This is a genomic window from Sulfitobacter sp. CW3, assembly GCF_019392245.1.
Classification (GTDB): Bacteria; Pseudomonadota; Alphaproteobacteria; order Rhodobacterales; family Rhodobacteraceae; genus Sulfitobacter.
In genome coordinates this window covers 247,722-262,111 of record NZ_JAHXRL010000001.1, presented here as the reverse complement: position 1 = coordinate 262,111, position 14,390 = coordinate 247,722, and the positions used below count along the sequence as shown (strand labels likewise).

Annotated in this window: 17 protein-coding genes; 7 read left to right on the top strand and 10 right to left on the bottom strand. The window is 59.0% G+C overall.

What is annotated here, in order from left to right; genetic code table 11:
- Positions 1–10 precede the first annotated feature (10 nt).
- From KZZ06_RS01145 to KZZ06_RS01130, 4 genes are all read left to right on the top strand, one after another.
- On the top strand, positions 11–664 hold the full coding sequence (locus KZZ06_RS01145; protein ID WP_219578190.1) for an SDR family oxidoreductase: 654 nt from the start codon (positions 11–13) through the stop codon (positions 662–664).
- A 73-nt stretch (positions 665–737) separates the two neighbouring features.
- Positions 738–1,523 carry a 5'/3'-nucleotidase SurE gene (gene surE / locus KZZ06_RS01140; RefSeq protein ID WP_219578189.1) on the top strand — a complete coding sequence of 262 codons (786 nt, stop codon included), beginning with the start codon at positions 738–740 and terminating at the stop codon, positions 1,521–1,523.
- Positions 1,520–2,179, top strand: a complete 660-nt coding sequence (locus KZZ06_RS01135) for a protein-L-isoaspartate(D-aspartate) O-methyltransferase (RefSeq protein WP_219578188.1) — start codon at positions 1,520–1,522, stop codon at positions 2,177–2,179. Before surE ends, KZZ06_RS01135 begins: the two co-directional genes overlap by 4 nt.
- Positions 2,180–2,256: 77 nt before the next feature.
- Positions 2,257–3,504, top strand: a complete 1,248-nt coding sequence (locus tag KZZ06_RS01130; RefSeq protein WP_219578187.1) for a LysM peptidoglycan-binding domain-containing M23 family metallopeptidase — start codon at positions 2,257–2,259, stop codon at positions 3,502–3,504.
- Between the two features lie 59 nt (positions 3,505–3,563).
- On the opposite strand, the gene KZZ06_RS01125 is transcribed toward KZZ06_RS01130, so the two are convergent.
- From KZZ06_RS01125 to tatA, 4 genes are read right to left on the bottom strand one after another with little or no spacing between them, the layout of a single operon-like run.
- Complete coding sequence (locus KZZ06_RS01125) at positions 3,564–4,403, bottom strand: ATP-binding protein (protein WP_219578186.1); 840 nt, start codon at positions 4,401–4,403, stop codon at positions 3,564–3,566.
- On the bottom strand, positions 4,400–5,278 hold the full coding sequence (gene tatC / locus KZZ06_RS01120) for a twin-arginine translocase subunit TatC (protein ID WP_219578185.1): 879 nt from the start codon (positions 5,276–5,278) through the stop codon (positions 4,400–4,402). The genes KZZ06_RS01125 and tatC overlap by 4 nt, the downstream gene beginning before the upstream one ends.
- Entirely contained in the window at positions 5,275–5,826 is a 552-nt protein-coding gene (tatB, locus tag KZZ06_RS01115; protein ID WP_219578184.1) for a Sec-independent protein translocase protein TatB, read from the bottom strand. The genes tatC and tatB overlap by 4 nt, the downstream gene beginning before the upstream one ends.
- A gap of 6 nt (positions 5,827–5,832) precedes the next feature.
- Complete coding sequence (gene tatA / locus KZZ06_RS01110) at positions 5,833–6,069, bottom strand: twin-arginine translocase TatA/TatE family subunit (protein WP_219578183.1); 237 nt, start codon at positions 6,067–6,069, stop codon at positions 5,833–5,835.
- Between the two features lie 195 nt (positions 6,070–6,264).
- On the opposite strand from tatA, the gene KZZ06_RS01105 reads away from it, so the two are divergent.
- Positions 6,265–6,918, top strand: coding sequence for a YafY family protein (locus tag KZZ06_RS01105; protein ID WP_257884142.1), 654 nt, complete (start codon positions 6,265–6,267; stop codon positions 6,916–6,918).
- A gap of 43 nt (positions 6,919–6,961) precedes the next feature.
- Here the strand turns inward: KZZ06_RS01105 and KZZ06_RS01100 are convergent, their stop codons facing one another.
- From KZZ06_RS01100 to KZZ06_RS01080, 5 genes are all read right to left on the bottom strand, one after another.
- The gene (locus KZZ06_RS01100; protein WP_219578182.1) at positions 6,962–7,324 is read right to left on the bottom strand and encodes a Lin0512 family protein; all 363 of its coding nucleotides are present in this window, start codon (positions 7,322–7,324) and stop codon (positions 6,962–6,964) included.
- On the bottom strand, positions 7,317–7,667 hold the full coding sequence (locus tag KZZ06_RS01095) for a Lin0512 family protein (RefSeq protein WP_219578181.1): 351 nt from the start codon (positions 7,665–7,667) through the stop codon (positions 7,317–7,319). The genes KZZ06_RS01100 and KZZ06_RS01095 overlap by 8 nt, the downstream gene beginning before the upstream one ends.
- An 11-nt stretch (positions 7,668–7,678) precedes the next feature.
- A complete protein-coding gene (locus KZZ06_RS01090) occupies positions 7,679–8,764 on the bottom strand; it encodes an ABC transporter ATP-binding protein (RefSeq protein ID WP_219578180.1) in 1,086 nt (361 codons plus the stop codon).
- Positions 8,765–8,808: 44 nt separating this feature from the next.
- Positions 8,809–10,167, bottom strand: a complete 1,359-nt coding sequence (locus KZZ06_RS01085; protein WP_219578179.1) for a sodium:proline symporter — start codon at positions 10,165–10,167, stop codon at positions 8,809–8,811.
- A gap of 156 nt (positions 10,168–10,323) precedes the next feature.
- Positions 10,324–11,103 (bottom strand): SDR family oxidoreductase, encoded by a 780-nt coding sequence (locus tag KZZ06_RS01080; protein ID WP_219578178.1) that lies wholly within the window; start codon positions 11,101–11,103, stop codon positions 10,324–10,326.
- A gap of 150 nt (positions 11,104–11,253) precedes the next feature.
- Between KZZ06_RS01080 and KZZ06_RS01075 the strand changes: the two genes are divergently transcribed.
- Positions 11,254–12,267, top strand: coding sequence for a Hint domain-containing protein (locus tag KZZ06_RS01075; protein WP_219578177.1), 1,014 nt, complete (start codon positions 11,254–11,256; stop codon positions 12,265–12,267).
- Between the two features lie 10 nt (positions 12,268–12,277).
- Here the strand turns inward: KZZ06_RS01075 and KZZ06_RS01070 are convergent, their stop codons facing one another.
- Positions 12,278–12,637 (bottom strand): nuclear transport factor 2 family protein, encoded by a 360-nt coding sequence (locus KZZ06_RS01070; RefSeq protein WP_219578176.1) that lies wholly within the window; start codon positions 12,635–12,637, stop codon positions 12,278–12,280.
- A gap of 129 nt (positions 12,638–12,766) precedes the next feature.
- Here KZZ06_RS01070 and KZZ06_RS01065 point away from each other — a divergent pair, with 129 nt between their 5' ends.
- Positions 12,767–14,386, top strand: coding sequence for a peptide chain release factor 3 (locus tag KZZ06_RS01065; protein WP_219578175.1), 1,620 nt, complete (start codon positions 12,767–12,769; stop codon positions 14,384–14,386).
- Positions 14,387–14,390 lie beyond the last annotated feature (4 nt).

Here is a 14,390-nt window from a genome sequence, read left to right as displayed (position 1 = left end):
ATCCCCCCCCATGACACAAAAAACTGCATTGATCACAGGCGCCTCGCGCGGCCTTGGGGCCGCTCTGGCCGAAGCGCTTTGCGACACCCACCACATCATCGCCGTCGCCAAAACCACCGGCGCGCTCGAGGAACTGGATGACCGCATTCAGGCCCGTGGCGGCAGTGCCACATTGGCCCCGATGGACATCACCAACGCAGATGCCATGGCGACCCTGTGCCGCGGAATTTACGACCGTTGGGGCAGCCTTGATCTGTGGATGCACACCGCGATTCACGCAGCGCCCCTTGCCCCCACCGATCACATCGACGGCAAAGACATGGCCAAATCCGTGGCGTGCAACATCACCGCCACGTCGACCTTGATCACCTATGTGTCGCCTTTGCTGGCGCAGGCCGGTCAGGCAGTGTTTTTCGACGATCCAGTTGTCGGATCCAAGTTTTACGGCGCTTACGGTGCCACCAAAGCCGCCCAGATCGCCCTTGCCAGATCATGGCAGGCCGAAGCCGCCAAAATCGGCCCCAAGGTTCACATCATGACACCGGCCCCCATGCCAACGGCAACCCGCGCACGGTTCCACCCCGGTGAATCCCGCGATGATCTGGCCAGCACCCACAGCCAGGCGGCTGACATTTTAGCCGCTCTGTCCGCTTCTCTGGCTTAAAAATATCCTCGCCGAAGGCTCCCTGCCTTGCCGCGCCCACATCCCTCGCTTATCAAGGCGCAAAGAGGATATTATGCGCATTTTAATTACCAACGATGACGGCATCCACGCACCGGGGCTAAAGACGCTTCACGCAATTGCCACGACCATTGCAGGCCCGCAGGGCGAGGTGTGGACAGTCGCCCCCGCCTATGAACAATCCGGCGTTGCCCATTGCATCAGCTACACCCGTCCGATGATGGTTGAACGGATCGGCAAACACGCGTTTTCCATCGAAGGCAGCCCCGCCGATTGCGTTCTGGCTGCCCTGCACGATTCAATGAAAGACAGCCCGCCCGATCTGGTCCTGTCGGGGGTAAACCGTGGCAATAACGCTGCCGAAAACGCAATGTATTCCGGCACGATTGGTGGCGCGATGGAAGCCGCCCTTCAAGGTATCCCCGCCATTGCCATGTCGCAGTATTTTGGCCCTTCCAACCGTGTTCTTGACGACGCCTTCGAGGCCGCCGCAGAGCATGGCGCTGACGTTGTGCGCCGCATCATAGACGCCACGCCTGCGCATACTGACGGCTACCGTCTGTTTTATAACGTCAACTTTCCACCCACCGCAGCGGCCGACGTGCAAGGTATCCGCCTCGCCCCCCAAGGTATCCGCAGCGACACGAGCTTTTCCACCACGCCGCATGTGTCGCCCCAAGGGCGCCGGTATTTGTGGATCCAAGGGGCCGACCAGCAAATACCCACGGCGGCCCACACGGATGCGGCGCTGAACCTGAACGGGTATATTACCGTGACCCCCATGCGCGCTGACTTTACCGCCCACGACAGTTTCGCCGCCCTAGAAGCCATCAATACATGAACGACGAAGAGGACATCTCGACCGCGGAACGCAAAATGCAATTTCTATATGCTTTGCGCTCGAAAGGCGTGACCGATGCCCGTGTTCTTAACGCGATGGAGCAGATCGACCGTGGCCCCTTTATCCGTGGGCTTTTCGCGTCGCGCGCCTACGAAGACATGCCGCTGCCCATTGCCTGCGGCCAGACCATCAGCCAGCCGTCCGTTGTGGCCCTGATGACCCAAGCGCTCGAGGTATCGCCCCGCGACAAGGTTCTCGAGGTTGGTACCGGTTCTGGCTATCAGGCCGCGATCCTCAGCAAACTTGCGCGGCGGGTTTATACCATCGACCGCCATCGCCGGCTGGTGCATGAGGCCCGCGAAATCTTTGATGCGCTTGATCTGACCAACATCACGGCCATCGTCGGCGACGGTAGTTTCGGTCTGCCCGAACAAGCCCCGTTTGACCGGATCATTGTGACCGCCGCCGCCGAAGACCCCCCCGGCCCCTTGGTCGCACAGCTAAAAGTCGGCGGCATTATGGTGGTACCCGTTGGCCAGTCCGACGCCGTGCAGCACCTGATACGGGTTCGTAAAACTGAAACCGGCCTTGAATATGACGAATTGCGCAAGGTGCGCTTTGTCCCCTTGCTTGAAGGAATGGGCAAAGACAGCTAAATGCTGTATAGACAGGGTAACTCCAGATCACATGGAGACCGAAGACGACACGCCGTGAAAGACATGAGGACGAGCAGATGATCCATCCGATGGCGACCCGAACCCTTAGATTGACGGTTCTGGCAGGCAGTAGTGCGCTTTTGTTAGCCGCATGTGATCGGCCCCTTGATTACGACCTGCGTGGCGGTTTCGGCGATGGTTTCACCACTGCTGACGCGGCTACCGGCGTACTTGCGGTCAGACCCGAACCCGACAATCGCGGTGTTATATCGTATCCCAATTATCAAGTCGTGGTCGCCCGTTCCGGTGACACGCTGGCCGACGTCGCCAGCCGCGTTGGTACGGATACCCAAGCGTTGTCACGCTATAACGGCATTGATCCGAACGTACCCCTGCGCAAAGGCGAGATCATCGCCCTGCAAACCCGTGTCGAAGAACCATCACCCGCGACAGGTGCGTCGGGCACCGGCCCGATCACCACACAAGCCGTTGATATTCAAACACTTGCGGGTGGTGCGATCAACCGCGCACCTGCATCCCCCGGCGTTCAAACCGCCGCCTTGCCCGCAGCACAGACCAGCGAAAACCCTCTCAAGCAGACTGGCCGCGAGCCTGTGCGCCACCGGGTTGAACGCGGTGAAACCGCCTATACCATCGCGCGCCTTTACGCCGTGCCCGTCGCCACCCTGGCCGAATGGAACGGCTTGGGCGCAGATTTCTCTATTCGTGAGGGACAATTCCTGCTGATCCCCGTGCCCCAACAGTCCGCGCCAAAACGCGACACCGCTGCCGGCCAAACGGCAACCGCCACTGTGGCGACCACAACGCCCCCCGGTGTCGGATCACCGACCCCCACACCGCCCAGTGCCGCGAAACCGCTTCCTCCGGTCGAACCCGCAGCCAAGCCTGCTGCAGCACAGCCCGCACCTGCCGCCCCTGTGGCTGATGTCGGCAAGACCACAAAACCGGCATCCGCTGGTCGCATGGCACCGCCCGTTCAGGGCAGTATCATCCGCGCCTATTCCAAGGGTAAAAACGAGGGGATTAACATCAAAGCGGCCCCCGGCACAGCGGTTAAGGCCGCCGATAGCGGTACAGTCGCTGCGATCACGAAAAGCGCCGAAGGTATACCGATCGTCGTGGTCCGCCACCCCGATAACCTGCTGACCGTTTATGCGAATGTCACCGATGTCAGTGTCGCCAAGGGCGATGCCGTGAAAAAGGGCTCGCCCATCGCCAAGCTGCGCAGCGGCGAGGATGCATTCGTGCATTTCGAAGTCCGCAACGGCTTTGACAGTGTGGACCCGTCGCCATACCTGAACTGATCTAGGGTACTGAGGCGTAAACGACCGCCTCAGTGCGAGCCCAATACGCTAAGGCGTGACTACAGCGTCACACCGCGGCGGCCTGCCAGATCAACGAAATACTGCCACGCCACCCTACCCGACCGCGATCCGCGCGTCGCCTGCCACTCAATCGCTTCAGCGTGCAATGTGGCCGGGTCAATCTCCACCCCATGCGCGTCGCAATAGCCTTGGATCATCGCCAGGTATTGCTGCTGATCACAGGGATGGAACCCCAACCACAGCCCGAACCGGTCTGACAGGGAAACCTTTTCCTCGACCGCTTCGGCCGGGTTGATCGCCGAACCGCGTTCGTTTTCAATCATATCCCGTGGCATCAGATGGCGGCGGTTCGACGTGGCATACAGCACCACGTTATCGGGCCGCCCCTCGATCCCGCCGTCCAACACGGCCTTCAGCGACTTGTACTGCGCATCATCATGGCCAAAGCTCAGATCGTCACAGAACAGAATGAACTGATAGGGCGCACCGCGCAGATGGCCCAGCAAACGACCGACCGACGGCAGGTCTTCGCGCTGTAATTCGACAATGCGCAGCGCGTTATGTGTAGCCTGAACATGGGCATGTACCGCTTTGACAAGGCTGGATTTCCCCATCCCCCGCGCACCCCATAACAAGGCGTTGTTTGCAGGCAAACCAGCGGCGAACTGGGTGGTGTTCGCCAGCAGCGTATCGCGCGCACGGTCCACACCTACCAGCAGCCCCAGATCAACTTTGCTGACCTTGGGCACGGGGACCAAATGATCCGGCCCCGTCTGCCAGACAAAGGCCCCTGCCGCGTCAAAGTCGGGGGTTTTCAGCGGCGCAGGAGATATCCTCTCAAGCGCCGCTGCAATGCGGTCCAACGGGTCATCAATCACTTGTCGTCATCCTCGTCGAATTCCGCCAACATGGGGTCTTCGTCTTCGTCGTCGTAATAGCCTTCGGCGCGCAGTTTTTCTTCGCGCTTACGTTCGACACGGCGGACCAGCAAGATCGAAATTTCATAAAGCCCGTACACAACGACGAACAAAATGACCTGCGTAATCACATCCGGTGGCGTCACCAAAGCCGCCAGTACCAAGATGCCAACAACGGCGTATTTACGCACATTGCCAAGACCTTCGGCGCTGACCAACCCGGCCTTACCCATCAGCGTCAACAGCACAGGAAGCTGGAAACACAAGCCGAAAGCCACGATGAACTTGATCGTCAGACTTAGATATTCCTGGGCAGACCCCTGAAAGGCAATCGCCGCAATACCCTGACCATCAGGACCCGCGTCCCCCACCAAAGTACCCGCTTGCTGGAAGCCCAGAAAGAAATCGAACGCCAGTGGGGTGACCACGTAAAAGGCAAAAGCCGCGCCCAAAAAGAACATCAACGGGCTGGAAATCAGGAACGGCAGAAACGCGCCCTTTTCATTTTTATACAGACCCGGTGCCACAAACCGCCACAACTGATAGCTGATATATGGGAAACCCAACACCAAACCACCCAAAAGCGAGATCGAAATCGCGACAAAGAAACCTTCTTGCAGCTTGATCAGGATCAGCCCGCAATCCTCTTGCCCGCGCTCGGCCATGGCCGAACACAAGGGATGGGTCAGAAAGTTAAATATCGGATTCCAAACGGTAAAACAGATCACCATGCCGATGATAAACGCGATCACGGAATGGATCAGCCGCGTGCGCAGCTCTGCCAGATGCTCGATCAGCGGGGCGGCGCTGTCGTCAATATCGTCCGAAGCACTCATGTGTCACTCTTTTTTGCCGCTGGCTTTTTGGCCGCAGGTTTCTTGGCTGCTGCTGGCTTGGTCGCCGCAGTTTTCGGGGCAGCAGCCTTCTTGGCAGCAGGTGCAGCAGGCTTGGCTAACTTGGACACTTCCGCATCCGCGGCCGCCAAGGCCTCTTTGGCTTCGCGTTGCTTGCGCTCTGCGATGGTGCGTTCGCGCACCGCCTGCATCTTTTTGGCGTCTTCTGCACGCTTGGCCGCCAGTTTGCCGGTCTCGCTGTCGGGGTTGATGTCAGCCAGCGATTTGGTCGCTGATTTAACGCCGTCCATTGCGGTGCCCAACGGATTGGTTGCCGCCTTAAGCGACTTGTTCAACCCCGATGAAATCTCGCGCATGCCGGTATCATCCGCCGCGTCATTCATCGCAGTGCTAAACTCGCGCGCCATGCCTTTGGCTTTGCCCACGAACTGCCCCACCTTGCGAAACAAGACAGGCAGGTCTTTGGGCCCCACCACGATCAAGGCCACGACGCCCACGACCAATAACTCAGACCACCCCATATCAAACATGGCAGGTTATACCTTGTCCTTGTCGGTCTTGATCTCGGTCACAGCAGCGGAATCATCAGACAGCTCTGCAGTGTCGTCGCTGGCGTTCTTGATGTCTTCTTCGCCTTCGTTGATGCCCTTTTTAAAGCTGGTGATGCCTTTGCCGACTTCACCCATCAGGCTGGAAATCTTGCCGCGTCCAAACAGGACCAACACAACAACAGCGATCAACAGAAGGCCGGGAAGGCCGATATTATTAAACATAGTTTTCTCCACATCCAAAACAGGCGAACGCATGGTCTGCGTCCAAATCCCGTTCTGTTTAGGCGCGACCGCGACCAGCTTGAAGTGGGAAACACCGCTCAGCTCTGCCAATTGCACCCGTTTCAGGCCATTCAATCGAACGCGCCGCAACAACTGACAGTTTTTTGGCAGTTGCCTTGGCCACACCGCGATTTTATGCCACAAAGCCTTATGAACCGATCTGACCGCCTGTTTGCCCTGCTCACCACGCTGGGCGATTTCACCCTGCACCGCGCCGAGGATCTGGCAGCGTCGCAAGGCGTATCGCTGCGCACGCTCTACCGCGACATTGGGCGGCTGCAATCCTCGGGCGTGCCAGTGACCGGAACGCGCGGCGCGGGCTACAGGCTTGACCGCGCAACCACCCTACCGCCGCTAACCCTGAGCGACCCCGAAATCGAGGCGCTGCAGCTTGCCCTCGCCATTGTGCTGGAAACCACCGACCCTGCCCTGAAATCCGCCGCTACGTCGCTGACGGCCAAGATCGACGCAAGCCTGCCATTGGAAACCACACAACCCGCCAGCGATTGGCTGCAGATCGAACACCCCTTTGCCAATGCCGCGCGTGGCATGGGCCACCTGCCGATCCTGCGCGCCGCCATCCGTGCGCGCCAAAAGCTAAAAATCGTCTACAACAACCCCGACGCGACCCTGCGCAGCCTGACCTTGCAGCCCGTGTCGCTGCAACACCACGCCCGCAGCTGGGTCTTGAAAGGTTGGGATGAAAGCCAAAACACCGATATCGCCCTACGCCTGGACCTCATCGAAAATGCAGACCCGCTGCCAGAGCTATTTACCCCACGGGTCTAATTCCAAATGGACTAAAATCCTCGCCGAAGGCATAAAACCTATTCTACGGCGCGTCCCGCAAACGCCAACCGTCCTGCTTGGGCAAAAACGCCTCAACGCTGGCCTGCGCCACGACAATAACCTCGTCCCCGCTGGGCACGTTCAGCCCGCCGAAAACCGCCCGCACCTGCGCACGACCGCGCGGCAGCTTGGCCACCAGCGCGTCAATATCCACCTGATCGGGGTCCTGCACCGCCACCGTGACCTGCACGCGCATCGCATCATGAGGCACGTCCAACACGCCAAACAGTGGCAATGACGAATGACGCAAAGCGTCTTCAATCGCGCGGGCGCAGGCTTTGGTGTAATCCATGCCGTGCAGGTCATTCCCCATGCCCATCTCGATGATAATGCGTTGCTCAGTCATCGGCACGCTCCATATCAAAGGACACAGACAGCGCCACATTCGCCATAATCGTCGGATTGCCGTCCCCGTCAGGGCGCGGCACATCCAGCCCCCCGCATTGCACATTCACCGTCACATAGCCGTAAGGAAACACCGCACGCAGCACATTCGCGTCAACCTGATCTGGCTGCTGCACACCGACATCCAGCCTGATTTTCATCGCGGATTTATCAAAGCCGAACAGCTCGGCCAGATTGATCGAATTGTGCCACAACGCGTCGCGTACCGCACGTTCGGCGGCCTGCGTGTAATCGCCACGGCGCAAGGACGACCCCATGCCGAATTCCACCATCAAACTTTGCATCATACGCCCCTTCAGCTTACCGGAAAGACGAAACAACGATCGCGTCGGACCGTCAACCACATCACCGCACCGGCGGGGGGCAAAAACACGTTGGGCACTGTGGCGCGCAGGGTGCTGCCGTCGTGATCCATCACAAATTCCACAAGGCTTTCATTGCCCATAAACCGCGCCCGCGCGACCACTGCCCGTGCAGCCGTACCATCCGTCGCCGTGGGCAGCGGGCCCTTGCCTGCCCGGTCGAAATCGATCCGCACATGCTGCGGGCGAAACACGATGTCCACTTGGGTGCCATCGGGGATACCCGGTGCCAGAAACCGCCCGAAAGGCGTGTGCGCCAGCGCGCCAGAAACCTCGGCCCGCAACACATTCGCATCCGAGAAAAACGCCACCGCGGCCCGATCAATTGGCCGAGTATATACGTTGTAGGGTGCGCCTTGCTGCACGATCTTGCCGTCGCGCATCAGGGCGATTTCGTCCGCCATGCGCATTGCTTCTTCGGGCTCGTGGGTGACCAGCAAAACAGCGGTACCCTCTTCCTTGAGGATACCAAGCGTTTCATCGCGGATATCATCACGCAAGCGGTTATCAAGCCCCGAAAACGGCTCGTCCATCAGCATGATCTTGGGGCGCGGTGCCAAGGCGCGGGCAAGCGCCACGCGCTGCTGTTCGCCACCCGACAGCTGATGCGGATAGCCGTCGATGAACCGCAACAGATCAACCCGCTCCAACAGTTCTTCGATCCGCGCGCGGCGCTCTGCCTTGGTGCCCGTTTTCAGGCCAAAGCCGACATTGTCAGCCACGCTAAGATGCGGAAACAAGGCAAAGTCCTGAAACATCAGGCCAATTTCGCGCCGCTCTGGCGGAATGCGGAACTCGGTGTCACAAATCAGCTTGCCATCCACATGGATCGTACCGCTGTCTTGCATTTCAACGCCCGCGATCATCCGCAGGGTTGTCGACTTGCCGCAGCCCGACGGCCCCAACAGGCAAGTCACCTGCCCGGGCATGATTTTCAGGCTGACGTCGTCAACAACGGGACGCCCGCCATAGCTACGCTTGATGTTTTTGATTTCAAGCCGAGGCTGAATTTCCGTCATGGGCTGCTGTCTTATCCGATCAATCCGCTCGGGAGAAACCGCTATCAGCCCCGCCGCGCGCCCGCAAGCACCGCCGCAAAGCCTGCGACTAAAACGACCACACAGATCACGAGTAGCTGTTCGTATTTATGCCCCTCTGGCAAAATCGCCGCGAATAAGGCCCAGCCCCGCCCGAAATACGCAACGGCCCCCAACATCGCAGCGGCAAAGGCCGCAAAATATGACCATTGTGCCATTTGGCGGCCCATCACCAGCCCCACGATCAACACAGGTGTCAGGAACATCGACGCGGTGCCAGACACGGCCACAGCGTCAAACAACGTCGCATTCCCCCACAAGGTCAGCGCCGCGCCTGCGATCATGAAACCGACCATCACAACCCGCCCGCCGTTCAGGCTGCGCGGGGCCAGTTTCAATTCCTCGACCACCAGCCGTGCTGCGGATGCCAACGCGGAATCCAGCGTGCTCAGCGCCGAGACCAGCAATGAAATCATCAGCGCGCCGAAGACCCATGCCGGAAACATCTTTGCCCATGTACCGATCAACTCGCCTTCGTATTCGGCCCCCGTCAGGCTGGCTTGAATGCCGAAAAAGCCGAAACCGATGATGCACAGCGTCGAAATCCAGAAAGCATGGATGAAAGAGCGGCGCGTCGTGTCTTTGTCTGCGATGAACCCACGGTCCATCATCACCGGATCATGGGCGGGGTAGGAAAACACCTGCAACAACGCGACGACCAGCAAAACCCAACCGTTATAGCTGCCCGCAGTGCCCGGTGCCGTGACAAGCGCGCCCAGATCGAAACCGGGGCTGGCGACCAGAAACACAAAGGCCACGCCGAACACGACCAGAAACACCAGCATCTGCAACACGTCCGTGCGCAGCGCCGCCGACAAGCCACCCCAAGCGGAATAGACAAGGCCCATAAGTGCGACAATCAAAATCGCGGTCGTGCCACTGCCCGCCAATACGGCGTTAAAAATAAGACCGACAACCAGCAAGTTGGCGAATACTTCGGACAAGAGGCGCAGCGCGATCACCAGATTGTAGCAGCCATTTCCCGCGACCCCGAAACGCGCGCCAAGCCAGTCCTGAACCGACATCGACCCGTTTTCACGCAGGCGACCCACGATAAAGCCACCTGTCAGAAACGACCCGTAATAAGCGGCATAGGCCAAGGTGCCCGCGATGCCGTAGTAGTATCCCAAAATCGCCGCGTTCATCAGCGAACGGGCGAAAATCCATGTGGTGACCTGGCTTAGCACCAAAGTCCAAAGCCCGGGCGCACGGCCCGCCGACGTCACCCCGCCAAAGAACCCTTCGATTGAAACGCGGCGCGGTGCGACCAGCAGGCTGGCCGCGACGATGGCACCGAAAACGGCGATGAGAATGACGGGGACCATTGGGGGGATACCTTTAAATATATGCTCTGCAAAAACTAGCCGAGGCAGCGCCCCCGCGTCATCTGTTCACATCTTGCCTGTCGCGATTGTGATCGCTTGTAGCATTTGCCGCGTGAACGGCAGCGGCAGCCAGATGGCCCCGCTGCCGCCAGATGATTACATCGTCAGATTGGTCGCGCCGCCATCCAGCAGCAGGTTCTGACCCACGATGAAACCCGCATGTTGCGAACACAAAAAGGCGCAGGCTGCGCCAAATTCGCCGCGTGTACCATAACGGCCCGCAGGAATACCTTGCGCCCGCTCAATGCGTGCTTCGTCCAGCGTGATGCCCTTTTGTTTGACAACAGCACCGTCCAGCGCATCAGCGCGGTCTGTGGCATGAATGCCGGGCAGCAGGTTGTTGATGGTCACGCCTTTGCCCGCCACCTGACGCGAGGTGCCTGCAACATAGCCGGTCAGGCCGGTGCGTGCGGAATTGCTTAGGCCCAGAACGCCGATTGGCGCGCGCACGGATTGCGAGGTGATGTTGACCACGCGGCCCCAGCCCCGGTCCATCATGGCAGGCACCAGCGCTTTGATCATTGCGATCGGGGCCAGCATGTTGGCATCCAGCGCTTTGATGAAATCATCGCGATCCCAGTCTTGCCACATACCGGGAGGCGGGCCACCTGCGTTGTTAACCAGAATGTCGATCTGGCCTGCGGCGTCCAGCACCATCTTTTGCCCGTCCTCCGTGGCGATGTCGGCGACAACGGTGGTTACTTCTACCCCGTAATCCTGCCGGATCCGCTCGGCTGCGGCTTCTAGCGCGTCGCCGCCCCGTGCGTTCATCACCAGATCAACACCCGCTTCGGCCAATGCCTCTGCGCAGCCCAGTCCCAAACCTTTGGACGATGCACATACCAATGCGCGTTTGCCTTTGATTCCCAGATCCATTTTCAACTCCTCCTGATTTCAAATCGCTCGTACCATTGTTAACTGGACCATTGCCAGCAAAAGACCACGGGCTTGACCCGTTGCTGCCACAATCCTATTGCAAGGTGAAATCTAGGCACATTACCGCCGTAGAAAAGGCATAATTCAACGATGACACCCACGCGCCCAGCCCCGCCACAAAGCGTCCCGGTTTACCGTGCAACGCAGCTTGTTGCGACGGATGGTGCCAATATGGGCGACGCAATTTCCTTTGCCTCCGAGCTGTTGTTGGATGACGTCTATGAACTGACATACGCGTCTAAACCACAAAGGCTGTCGATGCTGACGACGGCCGCGCAAACCTTTGAAATTGCACCCGATACCGAAGTGGGCGTTGCCGGCGCGCGGCTGCATCTGGATTGCGCGCTGACATTCATGACGTCCGACGGGCAAACCACCGATGCGATTGTTCTGGTCGAGGTTGACGAAAACAACCATGCCGCAGAAATCTATATCCTGCCGTTCAGCGCCCTGTCATCCCAGCTTGGATACCGCCTTGTGGGGATCGATACGGTCAACGCACACAGGAAATTCGCGCAGACCGCCTGCGTTTCGTTCACCCGTGGCACCCACATCACGATGGCGTCCGGCGAACAGCGCCCGATCGAACAGCTAAAGGTCGGCGACCGTGTATTAACCCGCGACGACGGCATCAAAGAGGTACGCTGGATCAGCCAAAGCACCGTGCGTGCGGTGGGGGAATTCGCGCCGATCTTTATCGCGGCCGGAACCTTGAACAACACCAATGATCTGATCGTCAGCCCCGATCACCGGTTGTTCATCTATCAACGCGAAGACAGTATCGGCGCGGGCCGGTCCGAGCTGCTGGTCAAGGCGCGCCATCTGGTGAACGGCTATACCGTGCGCGTGCAGGATGGCGGCTTTGTGGACTATTTCCAGCTGCTGTTTGACGGGCATCAGATCATCTATGCCGAAGGGATCGCGGCGGAATCGATGCTGGTCGACAGCCGGACCAAGCCAGTCCTGCCGCAAGAATTATCCGACGCCATGGGCGACATGATCCCCGGCCATTCCGACCGCCGCCATGACGGGTTGGATGTCAGCGAACCCCTGCTGAACCGCCCCGACGCGGCAGAGCTGTTGCGCAAGGCCAGCATGCGCTGAGCACTGTCGCTTAGCCAAAGAATTCCTCGCGGATGATCTTGCCGCCTGACACGTGGTAAATTGCGACTTCCTTCATCGCCATTTCTTGCCCGCTTTCCTTTTCGCGCGCCGCCACATCAAAGATCACAGCAAAACGGTCGTCGCCATGCAGCATCGGGTCGCTGACGTCTTGGCGGGTGACTTCCATCGCGCTGTCCCACCAGGCGTGTTTGCCCTTGATCCCGTCCAACCCTTTGGTCTCGCGACCATTTCCATGATCCGCCCCTTCTACTGAAATGGCATCGGGTGCATATAGTTTATCCAGATTTTCAACTTCGCGCCTGGTGCGGCAGCCCGCAACCAGCGCCTCGGCAATCTCCTTTAGGTCCATTTCGATCTCTCCCTATATATCATACCCCATTCAGCTTACCCCCGTTTCGGCAAACCACATAGACAATAGCTGCCCGCGCTGCTGCGCTCACACTTGCGCGCATCTCTGGGCATGGATATATGCCAATCCATGTTAGATACCCCCTCAAACCGCCCCGCATTGCCCGCCGAAATTGCCCGGCGCCGCACATTCGCGATCATCTCGCACCCCGATGCGGGCAAAACCACGTTGACGGAAAAATTTCTGTTGTTCGGGGGGGCGATCCAGATGGCGGGTCAAGTCCGTGCCAAGGGCGAAGCACGCCGCACGCGGTCGGATTTCATGGCGATGGAGAAAGACCGGGGCATCTCGGTTTCGGCCTCGGCCATGTCGTTCGATTTCATGACCAAAGACACGAATTTCCGGTTTAACCTCGTCGATACGCCCGGCCACTCGGACTTTTCGGAAGATACCTATCGCACGCTCACGGCGGTGGATGCGGCGGTGATGGTGATCGACGGCGCGAAAGGCGTGGAAAGCCAAACGCAAAAGCTGTTCGAGGTCTGCCGTATGCGCGACCTGCCGATCCTGACGTTCTGTAACAAGATGGACCGTGAAAGCCGCGATGTCTTTGAAATCATCGACGAAATTCAGCAAAACCTTGCCATCGACGTGACCCCGGCCAGCTGGCCCATCGGCGTCGGGCGCGATTTCATCGGCTGCTATGACATCCTGCGCGACCGGCTGGAACTGATGGACCGCGCCGACCGTAACAAGGTGTCGGAAAGCATCGCCATCGAAGGGTTGGATGACCCGAAACTGGCCGAACATGTCCCCGCAGATCTGCTGGAAAAACTGCGCGAAGACCTTGAGATGGTCCGCGAATTGATGCCGCCACTGGATGCAGCCCTGATGGCCGAAGGGTCACTGACCCCGATCTGGTTTGGATCGGCAATCAATTCGTTCGGCGTCAAGGAATTGATGAACGGCATCGCCACCTACGGCCCCGAACCACAGATTCAAAAGGCCGAACCACGCGATATTCTGCCCGAAGAAAAGAACGTGTCCGGCTTTGTTTTCAAAGTACAAGCCAACATGGACCCCAAGCACCGCGACCGCGTTGCCTTTGTCCGCTTGGCATCGGGGCACTTTACCCGTGGTATGAAGCTGACCCATGTGCGGACGAAAAAGGTGATGTCGGTCACCAACCCCGTGATGTTCCTTGCTGCCGACCGCGAACTGGCCGAGGAAGCCTGGGCAGGCGACATCATCGGCATCCCCAACCACGGCCAGCTGCGCATCGGCGATACCCTGACCGAGGGCGAGGCGCTTCGCGTGACAGGCATCCCGTCCTTTGCACCCGAATTGTTGCAAGGCGTGCGTGCGGGCGACCCGATGAAATCCAAACATCTGGAAAAGGCGCTGATGCAATTCGCCGAAGAAGGTGCCGCCAAGGTGTTCAAACCCGCCATCGGGTCGGGTTTCGTGGTGGGCGTTGTCGGGCAATTGCAATTCGAGGTTCTGGCCAGCCGGATCGAGCTGGAATACGGCCTGCCCGTGCGGTTTGAACAATCACAGTTCACCTCGGCACGTTGGGTGAACGGCGACCGCCAAGCCGTTGATAAGTTTGCCGAAGCCAACAAGCAGCACATCGCGCACGACCATGACGGCGACATCGTTTATCTGACGCGTTTGCAGTGGGATATCGACCGCGTTGAACGTGATTATCCCGATGTGCGCCTGACCGCGACAAAGGAAATGATGGTCTAGCTTT

Bases quoted from the DNA above. Each gene is read 5' to 3' on its own strand.
- KZZ06_RS01145 (WP_219578190.1), top strand. From the start codon at position 11: ATGACACAAAAAACTGCATTGATCACAGGCGCCTCGCGCGGCCTTGGG.
- surE (WP_219578189.1), top strand. From the start codon at position 738: ATGCGCATTTTAATTACCAACGATGACGGCATCCACGCACCGGGGCTA.
- KZZ06_RS01135 (WP_219578188.1), top strand. From the start codon at position 1,520: ATGAACGACGAAGAGGACATCTCGACCGCGGAACGCAAAATGCAATTT.
- KZZ06_RS01130 (WP_219578187.1), top strand. From the start codon at position 2,257: ATGATCCATCCGATGGCGACCCGAACCCTTAGATTGACGGTTCTGGCA.
- tatC (WP_219578185.1), bottom strand. From the start codon at position 5,278: ATGAGTGCTTCGGACGATATTGACGACAGCGCCGCCCCGCTGATCGAG.
- tatB (WP_219578184.1), bottom strand. From the start codon at position 5,826: ATGTTTGATATGGGGTGGTCTGAGTTATTGGTCGTGGGCGTCGTGGCC.
- tatA (WP_219578183.1), bottom strand. From the start codon at position 6,069: ATGTTTAATAATATCGGCCTTCCCGGCCTTCTGTTGATCGCTGTTGTT.
- KZZ06_RS01105 (WP_257884142.1), top strand. From the start codon at position 6,265: ATGCCACAAAGCCTTATGAACCGATCTGACCGCCTGTTTGCCCTGCTC.
- KZZ06_RS01100 (WP_219578182.1), bottom strand. From the start codon at position 7,324: ATGACTGAGCAACGCATTATCATCGAGATGGGCATGGGGAATGACCTG.
- KZZ06_RS01095 (WP_219578181.1), bottom strand. From the start codon at position 7,667: ATGCAAAGTTTGATGGTGGAATTCGGCATGGGGTCGTCCTTGCGCCGT.
- KZZ06_RS01090 (WP_219578180.1), bottom strand. From the start codon at position 8,764: ATGACGGAAATTCAGCCTCGGCTTGAAATCAAAAACATCAAGCGTAGC.
- KZZ06_RS01085 (WP_219578179.1), bottom strand. From the start codon at position 10,167: ATGGTCCCCGTCATTCTCATCGCCGTTTTCGGTGCCATCGTCGCGGCC.
- KZZ06_RS01080 (WP_219578178.1), bottom strand. From the start codon at position 11,103: ATGGATCTGGGAATCAAAGGCAAACGCGCATTGGTATGTGCATCGTCC.
- KZZ06_RS01075 (WP_219578177.1), top strand. From the start codon at position 11,254: ATGACACCCACGCGCCCAGCCCCGCCACAAAGCGTCCCGGTTTACCGT.
- KZZ06_RS01070 (WP_219578176.1), bottom strand. From the start codon at position 12,637: ATGGACCTAAAGGAGATTGCCGAGGCGCTGGTTGCGGGCTGCCGCACC.
- KZZ06_RS01065 (WP_219578175.1), top strand. From the start codon at position 12,767: ATGTTAGATACCCCCTCAAACCGCCCCGCATTGCCCGCCGAAATTGCC.